This window comes from Sphingomonas arvum, from assembly GCF_026013565.1.
Taxonomy (GTDB): Bacteria; Pseudomonadota; Alphaproteobacteria; order Sphingomonadales; family Sphingomonadaceae; genus Sphingomicrobium; species Sphingomicrobium arvum.
Map to the genome: position 1 here is coordinate 432,044 of NZ_JAPDOB010000002.1, position 24,366 is coordinate 456,409.

The following is a 24,366-nucleotide window of genomic DNA, read 5'->3' on the forward strand; positions in this document are numbered from 1 at the left end:
CGCACCGGCCCGAGCATCCGGAGACGTGGGTGAGTGGCTGAAACCAGCGGTTTGCTAAACCGCCGTACGGGGGATTCCCGTACCGAGGGTTCGAATCCCTCCGTCTCCGCCAGCGTTCTGATTGCCACCGCACTCCATTGTCCAATCGCTAGGGCATCGTCCGTCCGGCAGCGTCCATTGGCATACGTCTGCGACCACGAGAAAGTGTGGGGTAGAATGTGGGGTAGGAGCTTCCTTATGGCGCTGGATCCGATGCAGGTCAGCAAGCTCTCAAGGACCCTGGCCGCTTCCATGATGCGAACGGCTTGCTGCTGGACGTGCGGCCTACCGGCTCCCGGAACTGGATCGTTCGCCTGCAATCGGGGCTAGCGACGCACTATGGATTGGGCTCGCTGACTGACGTTACGCTCGCCCAGGCACGCGAGAAGGCACGTGAATACCGCAAGCCCCTTCGTTCCGGCATTGACCCGCTTGAGGCCGAGTGGAGCTTGCGGCCGGTCGTGCCGACGTTGAGGACATCTCCTTTCGGCAGGTCAGCTACGCGGCACTATCCAGACCGCGCCGACCGAGCGTGGTTCGAACTCGCGGGGCAGCTCCCGGCTTTCCAGCTGACATGAAGCTCGGTGGTCCACCCTGCGGCCAAGCGTAGAAACGCCCGCGAGGCCCTGAACAGGCTTCAGGCGAACAGCAGCGCGTCCCGGACGTCCGCGAGCGACGCGCCAGCGAGCCTGATCTCCGCATGGCTGGCGAACTCAAACAGCACGTCCGCGCCGACCTGGCGGGCGTAGGCCATCGCTTCGTCGGCGGTGTCCACCGCCGGGCCAAAGCCGCTCAGCAGCAGCCGGTCGCCCTCGCTGGCATGGAAGTCGGTGACGAGGTCACGACCGCCGTCCGGCGTGAATACGAAACGCTCGCTGCCGGCCGCGCCGGTCAGCACGTCGTTGCCCTTGCCGCCATCGATCAGGTCGTCGCCGTTGCCGCCGGTGAGCTGGTCCGGCGCGCTTCGGCCCGTGATGACCTGGTCGGGGCTGACCCGGAACTGGCTGACGATCACCGGCTGCAGGTCGGCAACGACATTGGGGTCGAAGCCTGGATCGCTCTCGCGATAGCTGGGGACGCCGTAGGTGGTGACGGTCAGTTCGTGCGTGACCGGGTCGATCGCGAACTGGGTCCAGCCGTAGGTGTGGGCGGCGACATAGTCGCCCTGGAGCAGGGTAGCGTCAACCAGCCCATCCGTGCCCGCCAGATTGTAATCGAGGCCGAGCGGGTCATAGCCGAAGGGGCGGATGACGGTGTTGATAAGGTTTTCGAGGTAGTCGTCCTTGTCGTTGGGGATGGCGCTGTCGGTCGGGTCGGGGGCGACGGGCAGGCTGTTGTAGAAGGCGAACTGGCCGTTGCTGACCAGCCCGGCCGCGCGGGCGAGGTCGACCACGGACCGGCCAAACGGGGTGCCGAAGGCGACGGAGCCGGTCGCGATCTCCCAGCTGTCCAGTGCAACCTGCGGGGCGCCGGGGGCGAGCTGGTAAGTCAGGTTGTTGACCACCGTCCCGTGGATGTCGGCGGTGACGAAGACGACATTGTGGAGGTCGTGGTCGTCGATGAACTTGAGCAAGGCGGTGCGCTCGGCGGCATAGCCTTCGTAGCGGTCGGACGCTTCGGCCGGGCCGAGGTTCTGGATCGGTTCGGGCAGCATGACGAACTTCCACAGCACGCCGTGCGCCTCGGCCTTGAGCAGGTCGGCCTCCAGCCGTTCGAGCTGAGGCTCACCAAGCATAGTGCGGGAAGGGTCGAAGCTCTGAGTAAGGAAGCGGCCGACGTCCGCGGGATTGGTGATGTCCGGATTGACCAGTTCCTCGTCGCGGAACGTGCGCGCATCGACCATGAAAATGGCGGCGTCGTCGCCATAATTCTGCGTCCGGTAGAAATCAGGCGCGCCGTCGACACGGTCCTCGCCGGTGCCGGACCAGGTGCGCTGGGCGATCGGCTGGTAATTTTGGAAGGCTTGGGTGCCGTTCCGATAGAATTCGGTCTCGTTGATGAAGTTGGCCGTACCGGCGACGAAGCGCGGATCGCTGCTGGCAGGCGCGCCGCCGGCGAAATCATCGATCACTTCATGATCGTCAATCATCGCAAAGCTGGAGGTGGAGGCGCGCAGGTCGGCGAGGAAGTTCTCGCCGCCGCGCTCCGTCAGCGTCTCAATGTAGCGCACGTGAAACTGTTCGAGGGTCCGCGCTTCGTCGAACGGAAGGGCGCGAGACGACCGGTCGGCGTAGATGGTGTCACCGAGCTGGACGAAGAAGGCGAGGTTGGCGTCGTCGGCGTTGCTGATCGCCGCATAGGGCGTGTTGGCCCCGCGCCAGTCACCGCTGACGCCGAAGGTCAGACCGTGGTAGCCATCTGAATAAGCGGTCGTGAACGTGCCGGTGAGCGTGTCGCCGTCGCCGTCTACCGCGCGATAATAATATCGAACTCCGTCTCGTAGGTGGCCGATCAGCGCATGCGCGGGCTCGCCGGCGTCCACCGCTACGACTGCACGGCGGATGACCGCGTGGAAGTCGGGGTCGAGGGACACTTCAAAGCGCAAGGTGCCGGGTGTCAGCGAGCGCGCCCACAGGACGGCACTGTCGTCGGTGACGTCGCCCGAAGCGACGCCGTTAGGCGCCAGGTCGGATGCATTCTGCTCATGACGCCAGATATCGCTGAGCGCGTGAATGGCTTGGTGGAGCCCATTAACAGTGCGATCAAGGAAGTCGGACAGACCTGCCAAGGCGTGCGGTTTGCTCATAACGGCTCGCTCCTATGATGCTGAAGCTCGTCGTGCCCTGGTCGCGCCTAGCGCTCGACGGGCATCACGAATGTACGGCGTTAGGTTCATCGCCTTCATGATCAGCGTGCTGACTAGCCGACCCGCTGGCGTCATGGACCGGATGACCTGGCGCTCCGCCAGGAGCACGTCGCACTCCCGCCTGATCACCAGCCACTCACGGGAGAGCGGCCCGATGAAACCGAATAGCTTCGGATCAAGGATCGGCTCGAGGGGTATCCGGCTCTGACAAGCAAGCCATCTGTTCAGCGCGGGCCGGAGCTTCCTGGCCCCTCGAATCACAACCGACTCGCTTGACTCCTTGCCGGCGGATTTTGACACCGAGGTACGCGCACTGCTCGCCACAAGACGGACTCCCCAGCTGCTGCTCGAAAGAGAAGCCGATCTAGGGTGGATGCACACCACCCGTTTGGGTGATCTTCAGATCATCCCGTCGCAGGTTAGCTGACGGACAAGGGCGGCCTGTCGATGAACCCCTACTTTGTCGAAGATGGACTTCAGATGCGACTTGGCGGTGTTGAGCGTGATGCAGAGTTCATCCGCCGCCTGCTTAAGATCGTGCTCGCATAGCTGCCGCGCCAAGTGAGCTTCGCTTGGCGTCAAGCCATAAAGCTGGTGCAGTCGTTCCTGGGTTGGTGTGGGCATCACTGCCCGGTCCAACACTGTGAGTACGACGGCAACGCCACCACGACTGCTTGCAAGCGGGGCGAGGGATGCAGCGTACGCTGCTCGCCCGGACGGGCGTGCAATGGCAAGAGACCTCGGTGCTGAGGAACTCCCGTCGGTGCCGACTTGGCCCAGCTTACCCTGGAAGGCTTCCCTGCTTCTCCGGTCAGCAAGAACAAGACGGCCGCATCGCTCATCGAGGCCGTCGCACTCGGCGAGAAGATGGCGAGCTGCGGCATTGAGCAGCAAAATCCTAGCTGTCTTCGAGAGCACAATCGTCGCCCGCCCGGCTTGTTGGAAGCTTCCGAGAGCATGTTCGTTGCGGGTTCTTTCGGCACCGAACTGTCGCCTGAGCGCGTAAGCTCGGGCAAGGTGCGGCAAGAGGCGGTCGAGCGTTGCGGCATCTCGACCGTCGAAGTCACCGGACCCTTTCGGCCTAGTCAACGCGATTGTACTCACTTGCCTGGCCGACCGGTCGAGAACTGCACCCAGCGTGTACCGGTGCCCGTGCGGACGAAGGGCTTCTTCATAAACGCGGCTTCGAACCAGCGCGCGATCGCCGCACATCTGCGCGGTGAGCATAGCCCGCTTGTCGGGCACGCTGAGCATCGGACGGAGAAGCGGATTGGCTTCGAAGGTGGCCAGGGGACCGCTGATTAGCACGGCACAAGCCGGATCTATGCCATGGCTCTCCATGGAACAAGCACCGCCCGTTTCGAAGGTACCAAGGTAAATCGCGGCACCCGTGAAACGAGCGGCAATGATGTCCAGCGCTGTTTGCCAAGCGCGTTCGCTGGTGATCCCGGTGTAGAGAAGGGGAAGCAACTCTTCCATGGCAGTCCCAATCGCGAGGACTCAGGAGAAGAGCTAAGCTCTACTCGGCGAGCGATGCAATTTATTTCGCATTCCAGAGCTTTGTGTCGCGGGCGCGCGCCTGCTCCCGGCAAGTCTAGCTATCCGGGGAGTGCCTCGCACGATTGCCGATGCGCGAACGTTCGGGAATGAAGCAGGCGAATGTCCGCTTCAAATTCACTCCCGACATAAGCTCCTTGGCCGCTTGGCGCCCATCCCGGTCGTTTCGAGCACCCGCACCGCCATCCGTCAACGGACGCTCGTTCAGCTAAGTAGTTATGTCCGCTTCCGACCCGATGCGGATATTTTTCAGTGGTCGGCTTGTTCCCCGGCGTCGCTATCTCGCGTGCGCTGAATCAAATTCAGAAAGACGCCAGATCAGACTGCCGCGCCAGCCAACATGGAACCCGCGCTCTTCGATTCTTTGGTTAGGAATTGAAGGTCCTCGGCGGAGCAGGACCAGCTTCCCTCGACCCTTTGCGCTACGAGAACGTCCTCAGCGAACAATTTGCACATCTTTGCGGGGCAATCCGCAGTCAGCAGCTTGATCGCCAGTTCTCGGACCTCGATGCCATCCACGGCCTCCGTGTTCACCAGCGTGTCACAGTCGAAGATCTCCAGGCGGAAGTAGGTCATGCTGCCCTCCGACTCGCGTTATAGGCTTGTTTACCGCTGGCGTGAACAGGGTGAGTAAACGAGCCCTGCAGCACCTGCGATCGGCGGTAGAGCGTAGTTCGGCTTGGGATTCCCGCCGCAGAGCGCCACGCCCATTTGCCGGAACCGCCTAAACAATCGGGCTTCCTTGGCGCGAATGCCTGTGCGCTTCATATTCAGCGAAAGGTGTGGTCACTTCATCGATTCAATCCGTTGCCAAAGCGCCGGGTCCTTGCGGTACGTGCCTTGTGCGATTCGCATGTCGCACGGAACGGCGCCCGGATATTCCGCCAGCAAGCGCAGGCTGTCGCGATTACTGGCCTTCTGCTCGAAATAGCTCTGGAAGCCCGGCGCCTTGAGCGCCGCTTGGAACTTCGCGATCATGTCTTGGTGGCGCGGCGTCTCGAACATTTGGACCACCGCCGGATGGGCCTCCGCGCCGAGGTAATAAGAGGCATTGTCGGTCATGATCAGGCGTAGCGACATGTAGGAGATCAACGCATCGGCCGAGGTCTTGCCGGGTTCGAGCGGGGTCTCGAAGCCCGCGATCGGCTGGTCCGCATAGCGTTGCATGAAGTCGAGGCTCCATTTGCTCTCGTCGCCGATGAGCGACCGCCGCGGCGAATCCCACGAATGGATGCTGTACGGGAAACAGCGATTGGCTCGGTAGGTTCGCTCCCAGGCTTGCTTCTCATGCTGCTCGGCCGCGACCGGCGACCGGTAGGACGTGCCGACCTGCTTGGCATAACGGCTTGCCAGGGCGTCGATCTCGTCTTGGCTGCACCCTTTGGCCGGGTCCGAAACACCCAGCAGCCCGCCGTACGCCGAAACCTGGCAGCGGACCGCCACCCGGACGCCCTCGGTCATGGTCAGCAAACTGGCGGGGTCGGCCGATCGGCCTGTCGCGACGAACAGCCCGCCCCACAGCGCCAGCGCCCCGCCGGCCGAGGCCCACACGATCATCGCACCGCGCCGGCGCAGGCCGAACATGTTGCGTTCCGGGTCACGGGTCAGGCGAAACAGGCCCCATAGCCCCGGACGCTCAGCCGCCTCGACCTCGGCCATCAGGTCTTCGCCGAGCGCCCGTCCAAACCCTGCGCTCTGCCGCTGCTCGGGCGAGCGGGTATCGCGCCGCAGCGGGGCATAGGCCATGGCCGGTCCCGTGGTCTGCACCAGCGCGGCGATCCGCTGGGCGATGCTGGGGTGGGTCGCGGCCGGCCCCTCGACCGTGCCGGCGATGAGCATCGCATCGTGGCTCTCGGCAAGTCCGGAGATGCGATCGCGGCCGTGCACCTTGCGCAGCGCGGACGCGAGCGCCGCCGGGTTGTGCGTCAGCCGCACGGCCTCCGCATCCGCGATGAATTCGCGCGAGCTGCTGATGGCCGCGCGCGACACATATCCGATCCGGTGCGCCAGGTTCCCTAGGAACCACAGGGCCAGCATCAGTGGCAGCACCGCCGGCAACAGCATGAAGCCGATGACCGTTCGGCCATTCTCCAGCTTGTCATCGTCGATCAACTGCCCGCGCAGCGCCACCAGGTTGCCGAGGAAGGCGTTGGCGGCGGCCATCAGGCGCGTGTCGCGATTGCGGATGTGCATCAGCTCATGCGCCAGCACGCCTTCCAGTTCCTCGTCGTCCAGCCCGTCGAGCAGTCCGCGAGTCACCACCACCACCATGTGGCTGTCGCGCACGCCAACCGCGAAGGCGTTCATGGCGTCGCTCTCGATCACGCCGACGAACGGCGGCTTCAATCCCGCCGCCAGGATAAGCGGTTCGAGCAAACGCACCAGCCGAGGCTCGTCGCAGCCGTCGATGTAGCGAAAGCCGGTGTCGCGGTGCACGGCGCTGACATGCCACCAGTACCGCACCAGGAAGATCACTGCGCCAATGGCGGTCAGCGGCAGGAGGTAACGGCGGCTGTACCCACCGGCCCCGATCACCGGCGCATGACCCGGATCGAACAGCAGCAGCGGCAAGGTGAGCACGGCCCCCGCCATCAGGTGAAAGGCGACGAGGAATCCGGCGAACAGGACCAGCGATCGAAGATGATTGGACCTGACGTGGCCGTATAGTCCGATCGGCGCCGCCATGGCTCGTGCCGGACTGCGCATAAGGTTCATCGAGCTTGCCCCCGCCGCTTGCCGGATCAGAACTGGATCGCGACCGGCTCGTCCATGATCAGCCGTTCAACCCCCAGTTCGTACGGGCGGCGGGTGCTCAACCGGCGATAGCTGGCGATGCGGCTGCCCGGGAATTGCCGAATGGCCGTGTTATATTCCTCAACCGCCAGATTGTAGAACCGCCGAGCGGCGCTGACGCGGTTCTCCACGTCAGTGAGCTGGTTGCTCAGGTCGCGGAAGTGACCGGACGCCTTCAGGTCGGGATAGCTTTCGGCGATGCTGAGCATGGCGTTGATCGACTGACCAAGCTGCTGCTCGGCCTCCAGCTTCATCTGCGGAGACGCGGCTCCCAGCGCCGCGGCGCGGGCCTGCGCGACATTCTCGATCGCGGCCGTCTCATGCTTGGCGAAGCCGCGGACCGTTTCCACCAGCCCGGGGATCAGGCTGTGGCGGTGCTTCAGCTGCACATCGATGTCGGCGAACGCAGTGTCACAGCGCGCATCGAGCGCCATGATCCGGTTGTAACCGGAATAGAGGATCAACAGCGGGACGACCACGATGGCGACAACGACTACCAGAAGCACAGTCAGCAAGCCCGTCATGTCGCTTTCCCCCGTTTCAGCAGCGCCCTTCTGCCGACAACTCATTGCCAATTGACAAACAAGCGCAATTTAACGGCTTATTAGCGGCTCGGGAACAGAAAGTCCGCAGAACCAAAGGGGGCGCGAGATGGCCGAGTCTGTTTTTCTTCGGGTGCGCAGGATCATGTCCGGGCGGATCGAAGACGCGGTTGATCAGATGGAACGCAGCGGCGGGGACGGCGTCATGCGCGAAGCCATTCGTGAAGTGGACCGGGCGATCGATGACGTGCGCAGCCAGCAGCAGGGTGCGATGGCGCGTCGACTGCAGGCCGCCAAGCAGCAGAAGATGGTCGAGGCGAAGATCGCGGAACTCGGCGAAAAGGCGCGCTTCGCGGTGAACGAAGGACGCGACGATCTCGCGGAGGCCGCCCTGGTCCGGCAAGTCGATTTCGAGGCGGAGATCGGCAAGCTCGTCAAAGTCCAGGAATCGACCGGCGAGGAAGAAGCCAAGCTCGAGGACAGCCTCGCTTCCTTGAGATCACGCAAGAGCCAGATGGAAGACGCGCTCCGCGCCTTTGGCGAAGCGCAGGCTGAAGCGGCCATGGGCGGGGACAAGGGCTTCCACGTTCAGCGCCAGGTCGAAGCGAAAGTCGAACGGGCCGAGGCAGCGTTCGACCGCGCCATGGGTGGTGCCGGCGGCGTCAACTTCACCCGCGCCGACGCGGACACTATCAACAAGGTCAGCGAGCTCGACAGCCTGCAGAAGAACGCGTCCGTTCAGCAGCGTCTGGCCGCCCTCAAGGCCAACAAGGTCGCGTGAGCCTGATCCGCAAGCCGGACGCGGCGGAGCGGGCCAGCCCGCTGCGCCGTGCCGCGGAAGCGGGTCTCACCGCCGGGCGCGACCTGCATAGATCCGGACGCACCGCCAGTCAGGCCGCCGGCCGCGGCCTCGGCCGCGTCGGCGCACTGTGGCTGCTGGTGATGTTCACCTTCGGCGCGCTGACCGCCGGCAGCTGGGGCGCAACCCTGCTCGGCCTCGCCATCATGGCGCCCTGCTGGGTCTTCGCCTTGCGCAAGTGGAACAAGCCGCCAAAGCCTGGCGAAAGCGCCCGGTCTTCCGGCATTTCAAAGGAAGACGTCCACTCCACGGTGCATGATCTCGTCGACCTGTACGCACCATGGTGGTTCATCATGCCCAGTCGCCGCAAGTGGGTCGTTCCCCCCGTCGACGACGAGCCGGCCGCCCAATTCGACGCTGACGCCGCGTTCGCCCGGTACCTTGCTGGGAAGGATTCCGCCGACCCGGCCGCGCCGCCTGGGTCGCCACACCCGCGAGGTGGCGCTGGACGAACCTTCGGTCGCCGCTCCGCTCAACTACTATCCGACCGTGAACAGCAGATTACAGGGCATCATTGACGTCACGGCCGTCAGCTGGCCGCCTTCATGATGGCCTGGGCTCCCTCTTGAATTCCGCCCGACAGGTCGCCGCTCTGGAACTTCCGCAGCACGTGCTCATCAAGAATGCGCTGCGATACGGCGAGATCACCTTGTACGATGCAAGCCTATGCACGCCAAAGCGGCTTACAGCGGGTCAGACGTTCGTCGACGAGGGCGGCGATCACGTGCACCTGTACGGAATGAAGCAAGTGCACCTCCTCAACTGGGAGCGGTACAGTTGGTGCAGCCAAGTGTGCCTCTGAGAACTTCGGCTGATGGCCTGCTCCGGGGCGTCCTGCTGAAGCAGCTTCGAAAGAAGATAATCGAACGTATCGAGCGCAACATCCCTGACCGTGCCAAATTTTGGCCGGCCGCGCATCGATAATGCGCACACAAGAAGCGCTCATTGCGGCAGAAGGCGCGAACGATACTTCAACGCTGCGAGGCCTCGATGAGAAAGAGAATGATCTCCCTGCTCGTGCTCACCAGCGCGACGGCTCCGCTCAACGCGCAATCTGCGTGGCACGCGCCAACCGCGCAGCCAGCAACCGAAGCTTTGCTGACGCCGGCTCAACGCACGGAGGTCATCAATGCGCTTGCCGAGCGGCTTGAGACGACTTTCTATTCGCCGGATATCGCCCGCGCCTATGCTGCCGCCTTGCGCACTAAGCTGCAGGCCAAGGGGTATGATGCAATCACATCGCGGGACACGCTGGCACGGACGGTCACGGCCGATCTCCAGGCCATCAACAAGGATGGCCACCTCGGACTCCGCGCTGGCGCACCAGGCACTGCACCCAACGGGCAAAGGCGGGACCAGATCAACGCTATCGCTCGTTCTGATTGGCTTGCTGACGGGGTGGCCTACCTTGAGTTCCGGATCTTCAATGGAGAGGAAGCAGGGCTCGCTCAACTCAAGCAATTCATCGCAGATCATTCGACCGCCAAGACGCTGATCATCGATGTTCGCCGCCATTATGGCGGTGGCACGGATGAAATGGATGTGCTGTTCCCGGCCTTGTACGCGGAGCCCACAACTTTGCTGCAGGGCGACATGCGCGCCGAAGTAGCCGAACGAACGCCAGGTGCGCTCGATTCCACGCCGGACTTCTTGCGCGTTGCGGGACCGGCGGGGGTCGTACGGCATGAGCACCGGGTCGTTCCGCCAGCCGGAGGCGGAGCAATGAGCAAAGCGAAAGTTTACCTGCTCATATCACGCGACACAGTCTCAGCAGGCGAACATATGGCGATGGCCCTGAAGCGCACCGGACGAGCAACCTTGATCGGCCAGACCACGCGCGGCGCCGGCAATTTCGGTCAGCCCTTCAAATTGCCGCACGGCTTCTCCGCCTTCGTTCCGTTTGGCCGGACTTTTGACCCCGTTACGGGCGAAGGGTGGGAGGGCACCGGTGTCCGGCCGAACGTAGAGGTACCGGCAGAAAGGGCACTTGATGAGGCGCTGAAATTGGCGGGCGTGACGTATGACAGCAAGTCGCCCCAAGTGACGCTTCGGTGATGCAAGCATGTCCGGATGGGTTAGAAGCAGACATTCGTAGCCATGGGACTTCGTAGTAAAACAAGCCAAGGTATTGCTACGCCGAGCCTGCGTTCCTGACGAGCGTGGGGAAGGCCACACGTCAGCTACAGAAAAGCCCGTGTGCGCAACGTCTTAGCTGTGCATGTATGCCGACTCCGGCTCCGCCAACTTCTTTGATTGCCATCGCTCCCTCAACGTCCATGCTGCCCGCGTCGCTCCCTTGGCCGAGGCTTCCTGTGTGCGGCGTCGTCCACTGACATGCCTGCGACCACGAGGAAGTGCCCGGACCTGCTTGGAAGGAGGGATAGGGCGGCTGCTTTTCCGGGGACTGGGCCCGCTTCATTTGCGACCACGTGAGGCCTTGCTTGCTGCCTGAAACAGCTACCTGCCTCAGCTCACAGTAAGCGTTTCTGCAGTATGGTGGTGTCCTGCGGCGTGAATACGGTTTCGGCGTGGGCCGCGTGAGCAACGAACAAGCTCAATTCCTTGCCGCACAAGGGCTTTGAGAGAAGGACGGCGTGCTGAAAGCGAGCGGGCAGTTCGGTAACTCCGAAGCCGGACAGGAACCCGAACGGCTTTCCTTCCTCGCCGAGCAGATCGGCGATCGGGAAACTGCGCGCTCCGTTGAGATCCACGTCGAGGAGGGCAGCGTCGATTTCTGCTCCCCCCATCAGTTCCAAGGCTTCGCCCACGGTGGCTGCTGGACCGATTACCCGGCACCCGGCCTCAACCAGTAGCTGCGCGATCTGCAGCGCAATCAGGGGTTCGTCCTCGACAACAAGCACAGAAAGCGACTTGTCGCGATGAGGCTCGGCATGGGCTTGTTGCGGCACTCGCAAGACGGGAAGCTGCCTTCCTCTCTCCACCAGCTCCTTGCCGGGAAGCGACATGTCACAGCAGAGACCTTCCGGCCGCCAATTGTACCGGAGGGTGCCTCCTAGCTGACGCTCGATACTGGCGCTGATCACGGTGGTGCCGAAACCCTTGTGATCGGGCGGGCGAAGCGTGGGACCTCCTTGTTCGCACCACTGGATGTTCAAGCGTTCGTGCTCCCCAAGAGCGTGCCACCAGTGCAGATGCACCGTTCCATTCTCGTTTGACAGAGCACCGTACTTGGCAGCGTTCGTGATCAGTTCATGGAGCACGAGCGCCATCGATTGAGCGGCGGCTGGTCGGAGCTTCACCGGTGGACCTTCGACTTCGAGCTGCTGCGCGACGCCTGTAAACGGCGCCAATTCCTCCTCGATCAGCAAGCAGAGGTCCGCACCTTCCCAGCGCGAGGAGGCCAGCAGGCTGTGAGCCCGTCCGAGCGCTTGAATGCGGCCGTTAACGGCTTGCCGGAAAGCATCAATGTCGTTGGCACGCGTAAGCTGGACGAGAGATTGCACCACGGTCAGCAAGTTCTTGGCTCGGTGATCGACCTCCCTGGCCAACAGGTGCTCGCGCTCCTGCGCTCGGCGGCGATCGGTGACATCGCGGACTATACCGACCATCCTCGCCGCTCGGCCTTGCTCGTCGGCGATGATGCCCCCGTCCACCCGTACCCATCGCACTACACCGTCGTTCGAACGAACGATGCGGAACTCGCTTCTGAACTGCCGGTCGTCTCGCAGCGCAGCATCGATTTCAGTGCGGAAGGCTTCCAGGTCCTCTGGCAGAACAACTCTCAGAACATTCGAATAAGTAGGAGTTGTGTTCGGGCCGTAGCCGAAGATGTCATAGCAGCCCTTGGAAGCCGCTCCTTCTCCAGTCACTAAATTCCAGTCAAAGCTGCCGACGCCCCCAAGCTCTAAGGCAAGGAGGATGTGACGCTCATCCAAATCGGCCCATGAAATCGATGTGTCCGAGCCGATGGAGCCTGGACTGAAAGTAGGCGAAACGGACGACCCGGTATCTACCATCGAGCTCACCAACGCCCGCCCGCTCGATAAACGCTGGATCCCGTAGCAAGTTGCGAGAGACCCACGTCTCCAATGCTGTGCGTTCGTTCATGGTCAGCTTTCGGCCAAGTCTGGCCGTCCGGCCATGAACCGTGCCTAGCTCGGCTTGAGCTCATCCACTTCGGCGATCTTGGCCGCCAACTCTTCCTCCCGGAAGGGCTTGACCAGCCGCACAAGGTCCGGCGCCACGCCGTCTGCTTCAGCATATCCGGACACGAGGAGAACCTTCAGGTCGGGGTCGTTAGCTCGCGCCAGCCGCGCCAGCTCGCTTCCATTCATGCCGGGCATCAGATGATCGGTGACAAGCAAGTCGATGCTTCCGCTTTCGCGCAAGAAAGGTAGCGCTTCCGCAGCGGACGCAGCCTCGACGACCGTGTAGCCCAGTTGAGCCAACATATGGGCCGTGCTGACCCGCACCAGCTCCTCGTCGTCAACCAGCAGCGCTCGGCCGCCGGTTGACCGCACCGGTTCCGCTTCGGGTTTCGTTGCGACCTGCATCTGTGCAGCGCTTGTGGCTGGCAGCCATACTTCAACATTGGTTCCCACCCCGGGCGCACTCTCGATCGTCAGCACACCTCCAAGCTGCGAGGCGAGCCCGTGCACCATCGAGAGGCCCAAGCCGGTGCCCTGACCCACACCCTTCGTAGAGAAGAAGGGCTCGATCGCTCGCTCCCGAGTAGGCGCGTCCATGCCGTTTCCTGTGTCAGATACCGAAAGGCAGATGTAGCGACCCGGCGCCAGTCCGGGCGGATACGGTCGGTCTGGTCCATGCTCGTTCACCGAGAGACGAAGCACGCCTCCGTCCGGCATCGCGTCTCGAGCATTCACACACAGGTTGAGCACCGCCATTTCGATCTGGTTGGCATCAGCAATGGCTGGTGGGAGAGCTTCACTGATCTCGACTTTGACTTTGATCTGCGGACCGCTGGTGCTGGCAATCAGATTGACCATGCCCTCAACGAGATCCCCGACTTCAACGGGTCTCGGCTGCAGCGGTTGCCGCCGCGCGAAGGCGAGTAGTCTTTGCACCAGAACACGCGCCCGTTCGGCCGATTGGAGGGCGCCATCGATCAAACGGCGTTCCCGTTCGTCTCCGACTTGCTTTCGTTGCAGAAGATCGAGCGAGCCGATGATGGGACTGAGCAGATTGTTAAAATCGTGCGCCACGCCGCCGGTGAGCGCGCCCATGGCTTCCATCTTCTGACTCTGGCGAAGCTGCTCGTGAGCCCGCTCCAGCTCGGCGGTGCGCTCAGCAACTCGCTGCTCAAGCGTGTTGTTGAGCTCCCGCAGGGATTCCTCAGCGCGCTTCCGTTCGGTGATATCTACTTGAATGCCGTCCCAGACCACCGTTCCATCGGGCTGGGGCCGTGGTTCGGATCGCAGATGTGCCCAGCGCACCTCGCCGTTCGCATGATGAAAACGCACCTCGATCTCGAAACGCGAGCAGGTCTGGATGGCCTGCGCCGACGCTAGAAGGAACCGCTCTCGATCTTCCTCGACGAGCATCTGGTAGGGCAGCGTGGGGTCCCCCATCACCTGCTCCACGGTCAGCCCGCTCATCCGCTCATGGCTTTGCGAAAGATAGGTGAAGCGGCGATCGGAGCCGTCAGCATTGCCCGACATCTGGTAGACAGAGCCGCCTGGCAGGTTGTCAGTCAGGGCGCGCAGCCGCGCCTCGCTCTCCCGCAAGGCCTCCACGGCGGAATGCTGGGCCGTGACATCATGACCTTCGACGAAGATGCCGGTAACCTGCCCACTTCCGTCGGTCAGCGGCTCATAGATGAAATCGAGTAGGCGCTCCTGGAGTGCCTCGCCGACGTCTGACCCGATGCGGATTGGCACTCGCTCCGCGACAAACCGCTGACCACTGCGGAAGACCGTGTCGAGTAGGCTGAAGAATTCCTGTTCTTGCAATTCGGGAAAGACGTCCCGAACGGTGTTGCCGACATACTCGCGCTCGCCGAATAGCCGCTTGTAGGTTGCGTTGACGAATTCAAACTCGTGGTCGGGTCCACCCAGGATGGTGATAAACCCTGGCGCCTGCTCGAACATGCGAGCCAGCCGTTTGCGCTCTTCCTCCTGCTGTCCTCGCAGGAGGACCGCTTCAGTCGTTTCAGTGCAGGTGCAGAACATGCCGGCAACCTGTCCATCGTCGTCGAAGACGGGCGAGTAGGAGAAGGTAAACCAGGTCTGCTCGTCGTAGCCCCGGCGGTTCATCAGAAGCGGCAAGTCTTCGCGGAAGCTTGCCTCGCCCGCCAATGCGGCGTTGATCAGTGGCGAGATGTCGGGCCAGATTTCGGCCCAGATGTCCCGGAACGGTCTGCCCAGCGCTTCGGGATGCTTCGATCCGAGTACCTGGGCGTATGGATCATTGTAAAGGAAGGCGAGTTCGGGTCCCCACGCGACGAACATCGGAAAGCGGGAATTGAGCAGCAATGCGACGATGGCCCGCAAGGACGCGGGCCATCGCTCGGGCGGTCCGAGTGAGGAAGACGACCAATCGTGATTACGCATCAGCGCTCCCATCACGCCGCGAGCAAATAGATGGTTTGAGCTCATAGGGTTCCTACTTCGGTCACCTTCGCGCTCTGCGCCAAAGTCGTGAAATGGTCCAATCACGCAAGCTCCCAACGCCGCGGTGCGAGCGCAGGTGGGCCAGTCGCCTTCAGCGGTGATGCTATTCCTCGCTTCAGGTGGAGAACTGTTGCGTCGAAGCGGGGCTTTTCCGGGCACGGCGCGAGCAGACGCGATAGTTACCTAATGGATGAAGTTGTCCCGCGGATTGCGGCCCGAACAGCCACCCGGAGTCGCACTCGGATCCTTGGCACCGCCACTGGCCGGCAGCCGCAGGCTCACGCAAGCATAGCACTCGGAGCCACGGCTTTCATCATTGTTGCCCGCCCGGAACGGGAGCGCCCTTGGAGCGTAGTACGGGCACGAGACGGACGCAGGTGGCACCCTGCGTGGCTTCCCCCGGCGCCCATCCCCGGGAACACTCCAGCGACCCGCCAGGGAGGGCGGAGACCGAAGCAGAGATCAAGCCCGCTTCGGGGTCGCTGAAGTCGTTCAGGCGCTTTTTCTATGATGACGTATCCGGCGCAGCAATGCGTGGGCAAGGTACGGCCGATCACGGGTCCTTGGTCCTATGCCTTGCGGTATAATACCGAACCTTGTCGTCCGGCTTGCAGTGCCGCTCTAGTCCGGTTGCACGGACAGACGGTGCTCCCGCTCATAACGGAGCACCTCATCCTCGTGCACGCGCAGGTGCCGGCCGCCGATCCGTCGTCCGACCAGTCGCCGCGTCCTGATCTCCTCGACGATGTAGTCCTGACTGACGCCCCATCGCTGAGCCAGGCGGGACACGGAATATTCGTGAGGCTGTTGCGCTTCTCGCATGACACGGCCCGCTTCGTTTTCCCCATCGGGAATAACCGTGGCGCTGCCGGCAGGTCCAGCGGTCCTCACCTCAAGCTTCTCGAGATCAAGGGAGACCACCACGAGTGTCCGTTGGATTGACTCACGTCATGGCGATCAAAAAGGTCAGTTCGCCGGATTACCTTCGAGCTCTGTTCGCAGCTTGGCGCGCGGGCGACGCCGTGATGCCGCTCAACGATCTGAGCGAGACTGACGTGCCTGGGACGCTGGTTCAGCAGCGATTGACCGTGCTGGAAGGCGGCGGCTGGTTCGACGACCAGATCAGCCTGGCAGATGACGGCACCCCAGCTCTGGTCAGCTTCACGTCAGGCACCACCGGCAAGCCCAAGGCTATCTTGCTCAGCCGGGGAGCGCTCGGCGATGTCACTCAGCGTCTCATTGACGTATCCGGCCTGGACCATTCGGTACGTGAATACGTCGGTGTTCCGGTGACCTATTCGTTTGGATTGGGTCGGGCGCGCGCGGTCGCGGCAGTGGGTGGACGTAGCTTCCTGCCCGCCAAGGGCTTTCGCCCGAGCGAGCTTGCCGAGATGCTCAGCAACGGTGCAATGAACGCGTTCTCCGCAGTTCCGACCATGCTCCGTCTGGTGCTGGCGCAGGACCATCTGTTCCGCGAGTGCGGCCGGAATCTGCGCTGGCTCGAGATCGGTAGCCAGCCGATGAGCCCGGAAGAGAAGCGGGCCATCCGCCGGTTGTTCCCCGAGGCCCGGATCGTCCAGCACTATGGTCTGACGGAAGCCTCGCGCTCGACATTTCTGGACATCAGCGCTGCCGACTACGTGGAGATGGACAGCGTGGGCCGCCCGAACGGATCGGTGGAGGTGCGGGTCGATGCAGATGACCGTATCTGCATCCGCGGTCCGCACCTGGCGAGCGGCGAGATTACGGCCGACGGGCTGGTCAGCTTGACGGACGATGAAGGCTGGCTGCGGACTGGCGACCTCGGCGTCATCGATGCGGGCGGAAGCCTCCACTACCAGGGCCGGGCGGACAACCTCATCAACGTCGGCGGCTTGAAGGTTCCGCTGGAATTGTTCGAGCAGCGCCTGCTCGACAGGGTCACCGCCGAGCAGGGAAGCGTCGCCGTGGCATCCCGCAGCGACCCGTTGCGAGGGCAGGCCATCGTGCTCGCATACGAGCCGGGGGCCGATCTTCGCATACTGCGAGACAAGGCGGTGGAGGTCGCCCACGATTTCGGCCTGAGCGCCGCGGACTTCTTGCTCGTCGAGGTGGCGGCGATTCCAAGGACAGACACCGGTAAGGTCCGCAGAAACGAGCTCTCCCAGCTAGCGCCGGATCTCGGCGGCCGCACCGCTCCACCTGCTCGAAAGTCCGGCGGAGCCATCTCCAGCCGACTTGCCGAGCTGCTGAACCGTGAAGCCATCGACCCGAGCCTCAGCTATGTCGAACTGGGCGGCGACTCTCTGACATTCGTGCAAGTGTCGATGTTGCTCGAAGAGGAACTTGGTGAGCTGCCCGACGACTGGGAACTGCTACCCGTAAGTCAGCTGGATGCACTCACCGCCGGGCACAAAGCCACCGTGCCGACGGGGGCAACGATGGACACCCAGATCGCTTTACGAGCCCTGGCCATCATCGGCGTGGTCCTTAACCATACCACGGAAGCTCAGATTGGCGGTGGTGCCTACCTGCTGCTCGTGCTCGCTGGCGCCCTGTTTGCCCGCTTCCAATACGGTCGGCTGATATCCGGCGACATGCTGCGCGGGTTTGCGCCATTCCTGGTACGGCTGCTGGGTACCTATTATCTGATCTTGGCAGGTTACCAGTTTCTGCGCGGCGACGTAGACTGGCGCCGATGGGCGCTGATCGGCAACTTCTTCCCGGACCTGCAAGCGCAGCATAGCCTGCTCCCGTTCTTTTGGTTCATCGTTGCCTTCGTCCAGCTGGTGCTCCTGTTCACTCTCCCCTTCGCTGTTGCAGGCTTCCGGCGGCGGATGAGCGAGCATCCGTGGCGAGCCGGATTCGCCCTGACGGTCGCCGGCTTCGCCGTGGCTGTGATTAGCCGCTTGGCCGTCCATTTCTTCGCTCCCAGCCTAGCGCTGGAGGAAAATGGGCACTTCACGACCCGCACGCCGATGTTCCTGTTCTACCTGTTCGCCTTCGGCTGGACTCTCCAGTTCACCCGAACTCGCAAGCAGAAGCTGGTGATGTCAGCTGCCACCTTCGTGATGTTTCCCCTGATCGGCGTCCTGCCGTATGCAGTATGGCTGATACTCGGCAGCCTCGCCGTGATCTGGATCCCGCGCGTGCCCGTACCCAGGCACCTCAAGCGCCTCATTGGCGCCGTTGCCGGTGCCACCTTCTATATATTCCTCGTGCACATGTTCCCCGTCCATGTGGTCATGGGCGTATGGCCGAGCAGAGGTTCGCCGCTGCCGAACCTCCTGGCTGTCACCTTCGCCATTGCTCTGGGACTGTTGGTGGCGTTCGTCGTTGACCGGACGGTCAGACGAGTTCGGTCCGTTGCGCCAAGCTACCAACGGATCGAACCAGCCGAATGATCGAGTTACCCGCTTGCCATCCGACAACACGTTGAGGCGGATGCAGGATCTGCTTAGCAGCTGAACCAATGACTGCTTACGAGTGCCCGCGTGAACAACCGCGCCGTTCAAGGAAGCGCTTGGCTGACGGGTCGCAATGGCTGGCAAGCAGACATTTCGGCCAAAGGACACGGGTTTATTGCTTTCCCGATCGGGTCCGACCCGCTGCGCGTCGGCAAGCTGTGGGCGCACTGAGCGGCGTCACGCTGCCCAAGCTTTCGGATGACTTCCATGTGTGCCATCCCGACGGGGTGCTTACCCAGAAGTCACGCTATGCTCTGCGTTCGCTGCTCTACCTGGTGGAAGAGGGCGCCGGAGCGCCTATTCAGCTCGCCCGCATTGCGGACACGCAGAAGATCCCGCCGAAGTACCTGGAGCTCATCATGCTGGAGCTGAAGAAGGCCGGCATCGTGCGCAGTACGAGGGGCCCGCGGGGCGGCTACGTCCTGACCCGATCCCCGCATGAGATCTCGTTCGGGGCAATCGTGCGGGCGTTGGAAGGACCGATCGCACTGATCAGCTGCGCAAGCGAGAATTTCTACGCTCCCTGCGGTGACTGCCACGATGAAGTTAACTGCGCGATCCGGCGGGCCTTCATGGTGGTGCGGGACGAAACGACTCGCGTCCTGGACTCGATCTCGCTTTCCAAGGGGGCGGACTGGGAAGGCAGGCTTCCCGCGTCGGACGGTTCGGAAATCAAGCCGGGGTGAACAAAAGATTAATTGTCTAGTCGTGAGCTAGGGTTCATCTTTTCAACTCTCCTGATACGGGAGTTGAAGATGGCTCGACGTCGTTCGTTCCTTCTGGGTGTGACAGCCCTTTGCGTAGCCGCTCTGCTGCCACAGCGGACCGCCGCCCAGGCTTCGGTTCAAATCCTGAACGTATCGTACGACCCGACGCGCGAACTGTACCGCGACGTCAACCAGCGCTTCGCGCAGCGCTGGCGAGCGGCGTCGAAACAGCAAGTTGCTATTCGGATGAGCCACGGTGGATCAGGCAAGCAGGCGCGCGCTGTGATCGACGGATTGCCGGCCGACGTGGTCACCCTGGCGCTCGCCTACGACATCGACGAGATTGCCAGTCGGGCCAAGCTGCTGCCGGCCAATTGGCAGACGCGCCTGCCGAACAACAGCGCACCCTATTATTCCACGATCGTGCTGCTCGTACGCAAGGGCAATCCAAAGAACATCCGCGACTGGAACGACCTCATTCGTCCGGATGTGAAGGTTATCACGCCCAACCCCAAGACCAGCGGCGGCGCCCGGTGGAACTACCTTGCCGCGTGGGGCTATGCCCAGCGCAAGTACGGTTCGCCTGCGAAGGCGCGCGAATTCATGACCCGCCTCTTCCGCAACGTGCCGGTCCTCGACAGCGGAGCGCGAGGCGCGACGACGACCTTCGCGCAGCGGGGGCAGGGCGATGTCCTGATCGCGTGGGAGAACGAAGCGTTCCTGGCCACCAATGAGCTGGGCCGAGGCAAGTTCGAGATCGTGGCTCCGTCCATTTCCATCCTGGCGGAGCCTCCGGTCGCGGTGGTCGACAGGGTTGTCGACCGCCGCGGCACGCGCCAGGTGGCCGAAGCTTACCTCAAGTACCTTTACACCGGTGAAGCCCAGGACATCATCGCCAGGCATTATTACCGCCCCCGCAACCCGCAGGTCGCGGCCCGTTATGCGGCGCGCTTCCCGCGCATGCAGCTACTGAGCATCGACCGGCACTTCGGCGGCTGGGGCCGGGCGCAAGCGATGCACTTCAACGATGGGGGTTTGTTCGACCAGATTTTCGAGGCCGCCAAGCGCTGACGCACCCGTAACAGGGGACCACCCATGATCGCCATCCTGCTTGCCAGTGCTGCCGCGATGTCACTCGAGGTGCAGCAGGCAACCGTTCCTCCAGGCACCGAGCAGCCGACGGAGGTCGATCCTGCCGTCAGTCCGATCGACAGCATCGTGGGCGACGATTTGAAGCCCGAAGCTGCTGCGCCGAGGGCGACGGGGGACCCCGTGCTGGATCGCCTGAACGCGCTGGAAGCGCGCGTGCGTCAGCTGGAGGCGCGCAATGCGGAGCTGGAGCAACAGGCCGACTTCAACCAGCAGCGGCTGGAAACGGTGGAAACGCGGGCGGCCAAGAACGCGCAGTTCGGCTGGGTTCCGTCGACCTCGGACTCCACGGGCGCTTTCACGTTCAAACCGCGCGGCGTGGTCGAAGCCGATGGCGCCGCATTCTTCGAGCGCAAGGGCGGCTACGACTACAACAATGGCACTGCGTTCCGCCGCGCCCGGCTGGGCGTGGAGGGCACGGCCTTCAAGTGGTTCAACTATCGGTTGGAGGTGGACTTCGCCGGCAATGCGGTGAACCTGACGGACGCATACCTCCAGTATACCAAGATCCCCAAGACCGTTCTGACGCTGGGCCAGCACAAGGCTCCGTTCGGGCTGGAGAGCAACAACAGTGACAATTACAACACGTTCCTTGAACGTGGGATGTTCACCAACGCGTTCGGCAACGCGGGTGCCGAGCGTCGGATCGGGCTGTCCGCCACCTACGGCGCACGGGAGAACCTGAATATCGCCGTGGGCCTGTTCGGGGACAATGAAAGTATCTCCCGCTCAAGCGCAGCGCCGGTCACCGACACCCCGGATGAAAGCTGGGGCGTCAATGGCCGGATCACTTGGGAGCCGCTGCTGCAGCCCAACCGCATCCTGCACCTGGGTGCCGCGGGCTATTATCGAACCGCCCTGAAGTCGGGCGACACGGAAGATGCGGTGCGACTCACTGACCGCCCCAACATCCGCGTGGACAACGGCAATATCGCCGACAGCGGCGTGATCACCGGTGTCCGGTCGCTGCAGTACGGCGGGATGGAAGCGGCAGCGGTGCTTGGACCACTCACATTGGCGGGGGAGGCAGGTCGGCTGTGGCTGGTTCGACCAGGTTTGTCGGACCAGCATTTCACCGGCTTCTACGGCTACGCATCCTACTTCCTGACCGGAGAGAGCCGACCGTTCAAAGCCGGCAATTTCGACCGCGTGAAGCCTTTCAGGGAGCTTGGGAAGGACGGGCTCGGCGCATTCGAGGTGGCGCTGCGATACGACCGGCTCGACCTGTCGAATACGCCGGTACTCGTGCGCCGCGGCAATGACGCGCGAAGCTGGACGTTCGGGATCAACTGGTACTTCAATCCCTATGCCAAGCTGATGGTCAACTATGTGCGCTTTCGCGGGGACAACACCCCGCTGGACCCGGTTGGCGACGAAACGGCTGGTGACGTGCTCGCAACGCGCCTGCACCTGGACTTCTGAAGGAGAGGCCGCATGCTCAAGGTGCGAAGCAGTCGCCCCGTGCTCCCCGGCTTCCGGCTCTCGCTGGGCATCACGCTCTTCTGGCTGAGCGTCATCGTGCTTGTCCCGCTCTCTGCGGTATTCGCGAAAAGCGCGACTGGTGGCTGGGACGGGTTTGTCGCTGCGGCTCTGTCCGAGCGTGCCCTGGCCTCCTACCGGTTGACCTTCGGAGCAGCCCTGCTGGGGGCGGCGATCAACTGCGTGTTCGGACTGATCGTCGCGTGGGTTCTCGTGCGCTACGACTTCCCTGGCAAGCGCGCACTGGGCGCCGCCGTCGACCTGCCCTTCGCACTTCCGACTGCCGTCGCCGGGATCGCGCTGACGACCCTGTATGCGGATACGGGACTGCTCGGGAGGCCCTTGGCTGCCCTGGGCCTGCCGGTGGCCTACCAACCGGCCGGTGTGGTCCTGGCCCTTACCTTCATCGGCTTGCCATTCGTCGTGCGAACGGTGGAGCCGGTCCTGGCGGAAGTCGCGCATGAGACGGAGGAGGCGGCGACGACCCTGGGCGCGACCCGGCTGCAGACGATGGCGCGGGTGATCTTCCCGACCCTGCTGCCGGCACTCGCCACCGGCTTCGCCCTGGCGTTCGCGCGCGGCGCCGGGGAATATGGATCGGTGATCTTCATCGCTGGCAACATGCCGTTCCGATCCGAGATCGCACCTTTGCTGATCGTTACCCAGCTCGAAGAATATGACTTCGCCGGAGCTGCCTCGATCGCGGTCGTCATGCTCCTGGTTTCGGTTGCCATGCTGCTGGTCCTGAACATGCTGCAGCACTGGCAGAGGCGAAAGGGCTGACCGATGGCGCATCCACGGCATCTGTCAGAGCCGCGCCTGCTGCAACTGCTGCTGATCGGGATTGCACTGGCATATCTTGGGCTCATGATCTTCCTGCCGCTGGGAGCAGTGCTGGTGCAGGCGCTTCAGGATGGCTCGGGGGCTTGGGTGGCGGCGGTGACGGAGCCCGATGCCCTCGCTGCCGTGCGACTTACCCTGCTGGTCGCGAGCATCGCCGTACCACTCAACCTGGTGTTCGGGGTCGCCGCCTCCTGGGCCATCTCGAAGTACGAGTTCCGGGGCAAGACGCTGCTGGTGACCTTGATCGAGCTTCCCTTTTCGGTCTCGCCCGTCGTCTCGGGGCTGGTCTTCGTGCTGCTGTTCGGGGCGCAGGGCTGGTTCGGCGAATGGCTGGCGTCGCGCGACATCGAGATCATCTTCGCGGTCCCGGGCCTGGTGCTTGCAACCGTGTTTGTGACCTTTCCCTTCGTCGCTCGGCAGCTGATTCCGCTAATGACGATGCAGGGGCGCGAGGAAGAGGAGGCCGCCCTCTCCCTTGGCGCGTCGGGCTGGCAGACGTTCTGGCGCGTGACGTTGCCGAACATCCGCTTCGGCGTCCTCTATGGCGTGCTGCTCTGCAATGCCCGGGCCATGGGTGAGTTCGGCGCCGTCAGCGTCGTGTCAGGACACATCCGCGGCGAGACAAACACCATGCCGCTTCAAGTCGAGGTGCTGTACAATGAGTACAACTTCGTTGCCGCCTTTGCTGTCGCCTCGCTCCTTGCGGGACTCGCACTCGTCACTCTTCTTCTCAAAAGTTTCCTCGAGTGGCGACACGGAGACGAACTTGCTGCGCGGCACTAGCGCCTCCGTGTCCGTCAGGAGCGTGTCCAAGCGCTTCTCGGCATTTCCGGCATTGACCGACGTGTCGCTCGATATCGCCGCAGGTGAGTTCATGGCGCTGCTGGGTCCGTCCGGATCCGGGAAGACAACCTTGCTCCGGGTGATCGCCGGGTTGGAGGTGCCTGACAGCGGGCATGTGCTGTTCGATGGGCGGGATGTCACCAGGGTGCCGGCGGCCGAGCGAGGCATCGGCTTCGTCTTCCAGCACTATGCGCTGTTCGGACACATGACGATCGAACAGAACATCGCCTTCGGCCTAGATGTGATGAAGCGTCGGGAGCGGCCGCCACGATCGCAGATCAGGGAGCGGGTGAGCGAGCTCCTCCAGCTCGTGCAGCTCGAGGGATATGAGAAGCGGTATCCCAACCAGCTTTCCGGGGGGCAGCGCCAGCGCATCGCCCTGGCGCGGGCGCTGGCTCGCAGGCCATCCATTCTGCTGCTTGACGAGCCATTTGGGGCGCTTGACGCCAAGGTCCGCCGGGAGCTGCGATCCGCGCTGCGGAAGATCCACGAGGAGATCGGACTGACCTCCATCTTCGTCACGCACGACCATGAGGAAGCGTTCGGGCTGGCGGACCGGGTGAGCATCCTGGGTACCGGACGCATCCTCGAAGTCGGCACGCCCAATGGGCTGCGAACCTCGGCTAACCAGGTTGTCAGAAGCTTCCTCGACTAGGCCGGTCCTCCAAGCGAGCCTACCGCGGCAATTGCATCGGACCGGGCTACCCCTTGCG

The 24,366-nt window shown here is 63.1% G+C and carries 19 protein-coding genes, 1 tRNA gene, 1 pseudogene and 1 other annotated feature; of the genes and pseudogenes, 13 read left to right on the forward strand and 8 right to left on the reverse strand.

Going from position 1 to position 24,366, the window contains the following annotated elements; genetic code table 11:
• Positions 1-19: 19 nt before the first annotated feature.
• Together OMW55_RS09610 and OMW55_RS13970 are read left to right on the forward strand one after the other, a co-directional pair.
• A tRNA-Ser gene (locus OMW55_RS09610) sits at positions 20-112 on the forward strand.
• 178 nt (positions 113-290) lie between these two features.
• Positions 291-617 (forward strand): annotated as a pseudogene (locus OMW55_RS13970) (Arm DNA-binding domain-containing protein); the annotation flags it as partial.
• A gap of 59 nt (positions 618-676) precedes the next feature.
• On the opposite strand, the gene OMW55_RS09615 reads toward OMW55_RS13970, so the two are convergent.
• The 5 genes from OMW55_RS09615 to OMW55_RS09635 form a co-directional block, all read right to left on the reverse strand.
• A complete protein-coding gene (locus OMW55_RS09615; protein WP_264882720.1) occupies positions 677-2,785 on the reverse strand; it encodes an alkaline phosphatase D family protein in 2,109 nt (702 codons plus the stop codon).
• A gap of 459 nt (positions 2,786-3,244) precedes the next feature.
• Complete coding sequence (locus OMW55_RS09620) at positions 3,245-4,324, reverse strand: helix-turn-helix transcriptional regulator (RefSeq protein ID WP_264882722.1); 1,080 nt, start codon at positions 4,322-4,324, stop codon at positions 3,245-3,247.
• Positions 4,325-4,720: 396 nt separating this feature from the next.
• Positions 4,721-4,978, reverse strand: coding sequence for a hypothetical protein (locus OMW55_RS09625; protein ID WP_264882724.1), 258 nt, complete (start codon positions 4,976-4,978; stop codon positions 4,721-4,723).
• Between the two features lie 210 nt (positions 4,979-5,188).
• On the reverse strand, positions 5,189-7,117 hold the full coding sequence (locus OMW55_RS09630; protein WP_264882726.1) for a M48 family metalloprotease: 1,929 nt from the start codon (positions 7,115-7,117) through the stop codon (positions 5,189-5,191).
• A 26-nt stretch (positions 7,118-7,143) separates the two neighbouring features.
• Positions 7,144-7,701, reverse strand: coding sequence for a LemA family protein (locus tag OMW55_RS09635; protein ID WP_264883977.1), 558 nt, complete (start codon positions 7,699-7,701; stop codon positions 7,144-7,146).
• 145 nt (positions 7,702-7,846) lie between these two features.
• Between OMW55_RS09635 and OMW55_RS09640 the strand changes: the two genes are divergently transcribed.
• The 4 genes from OMW55_RS09640 to OMW55_RS09655 all read left to right on the forward strand — a co-directional run bounded on the left by OMW55_RS09640 (position 7,847) and on the right by OMW55_RS09655 (position 10,651).
• Complete coding sequence (locus OMW55_RS09640; RefSeq protein WP_264882729.1) at positions 7,847-8,518, forward strand: PspA/IM30 family protein; 672 nt, start codon at positions 7,847-7,849, stop codon at positions 8,516-8,518.
• On the forward strand, positions 8,515-9,114 hold the full coding sequence (locus OMW55_RS09645) for a hypothetical protein (RefSeq protein WP_264882731.1): 600 nt from the start codon (positions 8,515-8,517) through the stop codon (positions 9,112-9,114). The genes OMW55_RS09640 and OMW55_RS09645 overlap by 4 nt, the downstream gene beginning before the upstream one ends.
• Positions 9,115-9,161: 47 nt before the next feature.
• The gene (locus tag OMW55_RS09650) at positions 9,162-9,398 is read left to right on the forward strand and encodes a hypothetical protein (protein ID WP_264882733.1); all 237 of its coding nucleotides are present in this window, start codon (positions 9,162-9,164) and stop codon (positions 9,396-9,398) included.
• 200 nt (positions 9,399-9,598) lie between these two features.
• A complete protein-coding gene (locus tag OMW55_RS09655) occupies positions 9,599-10,651 on the forward strand; it encodes a S41 family peptidase (RefSeq protein WP_264882735.1) in 1,053 nt (350 codons plus the stop codon).
• A 416-nt stretch (positions 10,652-11,067) separates the two neighbouring features.
• Here the strand turns inward: OMW55_RS09655 and OMW55_RS09660 are convergent, their stop codons facing one another.
• The 3 genes from OMW55_RS09660 to OMW55_RS09670 all read right to left on the reverse strand — a co-directional run bounded on the left by OMW55_RS09660 (position 11,068) and on the right by OMW55_RS09670 (position 15,975).
• Positions 11,068-12,573, reverse strand: coding sequence for an HWE histidine kinase domain-containing protein (locus OMW55_RS09660; protein ID WP_264882737.1), 1,506 nt, complete (start codon positions 12,571-12,573; stop codon positions 11,068-11,070).
• Positions 12,574-12,708: 135 nt separating this feature from the next.
• Positions 12,709-15,171: a PAS domain-containing protein gene (locus OMW55_RS09665; protein WP_264882739.1), complete on the reverse strand. Its 2,463-nt coding sequence runs from the start codon at positions 15,169-15,171 to the stop codon at positions 12,709-12,711.
• Between the two features lie 381 nt (positions 15,172-15,552).
• Positions 15,553-15,609, forward strand: a sequence feature (sul1 is cis-regulatory element that is thought to sense ions involved in sulfur or methionine metabolism; They are found in Alphaproteobacteria).
• A 198-nt stretch (positions 15,610-15,807) separates the two neighbouring features.
• Positions 15,808-15,975: a hypothetical protein gene (locus tag OMW55_RS09670; protein ID WP_264882740.1), complete on the reverse strand. Its 168-nt coding sequence runs from the start codon at positions 15,973-15,975 to the stop codon at positions 15,808-15,810.
• A 236-nt stretch (positions 15,976-16,211) separates the two neighbouring features.
• On the opposite strand from OMW55_RS09670, the gene OMW55_RS09675 reads away from it, so the two are divergent.
• The 7 genes from OMW55_RS09675 to OMW55_RS09705 all read left to right on the forward strand — a co-directional run bounded on the left by OMW55_RS09675 (position 16,212) and on the right by OMW55_RS09705 (position 24,308).
• Positions 16,212-18,569 (forward strand): AMP-binding protein, encoded by a 2,358-nt coding sequence (locus tag OMW55_RS09675; RefSeq protein WP_264883978.1) that lies wholly within the window; start codon positions 16,212-16,214, stop codon positions 18,567-18,569.
• Between the two features lie 221 nt (positions 18,570-18,790).
• The gene (locus OMW55_RS09680) at positions 18,791-19,318 is read left to right on the forward strand and encodes an RrF2 family transcriptional regulator (protein WP_264882742.1); all 528 of its coding nucleotides are present in this window, start codon (positions 18,791-18,793) and stop codon (positions 19,316-19,318) included.
• Positions 19,319-19,387: 69 nt separating this feature from the next.
• Positions 19,388-20,410 (forward strand): sulfate ABC transporter substrate-binding protein, encoded by a 1,023-nt coding sequence (locus tag OMW55_RS09685; protein WP_264882744.1) that lies wholly within the window; start codon positions 19,388-19,390, stop codon positions 20,408-20,410.
• A gap of 24 nt (positions 20,411-20,434) precedes the next feature.
• Complete coding sequence (locus OMW55_RS09690; protein ID WP_264882745.1) at positions 20,435-21,910, forward strand: OprO/OprP family phosphate-selective porin; 1,476 nt, start codon at positions 20,435-20,437, stop codon at positions 21,908-21,910.
• A 12-nt stretch (positions 21,911-21,922) separates the two neighbouring features.
• Positions 21,923-22,750: a sulfate ABC transporter permease subunit CysT gene (gene cysT, locus OMW55_RS09695; RefSeq protein WP_264882746.1), complete on the forward strand. Its 828-nt coding sequence runs from the start codon at positions 21,923-21,925 to the stop codon at positions 22,748-22,750.
• A gap of 3 nt (positions 22,751-22,753) precedes the next feature.
• Complete coding sequence (gene cysW, locus OMW55_RS09700) at positions 22,754-23,593, forward strand: sulfate ABC transporter permease subunit CysW (RefSeq protein ID WP_264882747.1); 840 nt, start codon at positions 22,754-22,756, stop codon at positions 23,591-23,593.
• A gap of 7 nt (positions 23,594-23,600) precedes the next feature.
• Positions 23,601-24,308: a sulfate/molybdate ABC transporter ATP-binding protein gene (locus OMW55_RS09705; protein ID WP_264882748.1), complete on the forward strand. Its 708-nt coding sequence runs from the start codon at positions 23,601-23,603 to the stop codon at positions 24,306-24,308.
• The last annotated feature ends 58 nt before the right edge of the window (positions 24,309-24,366 follow it).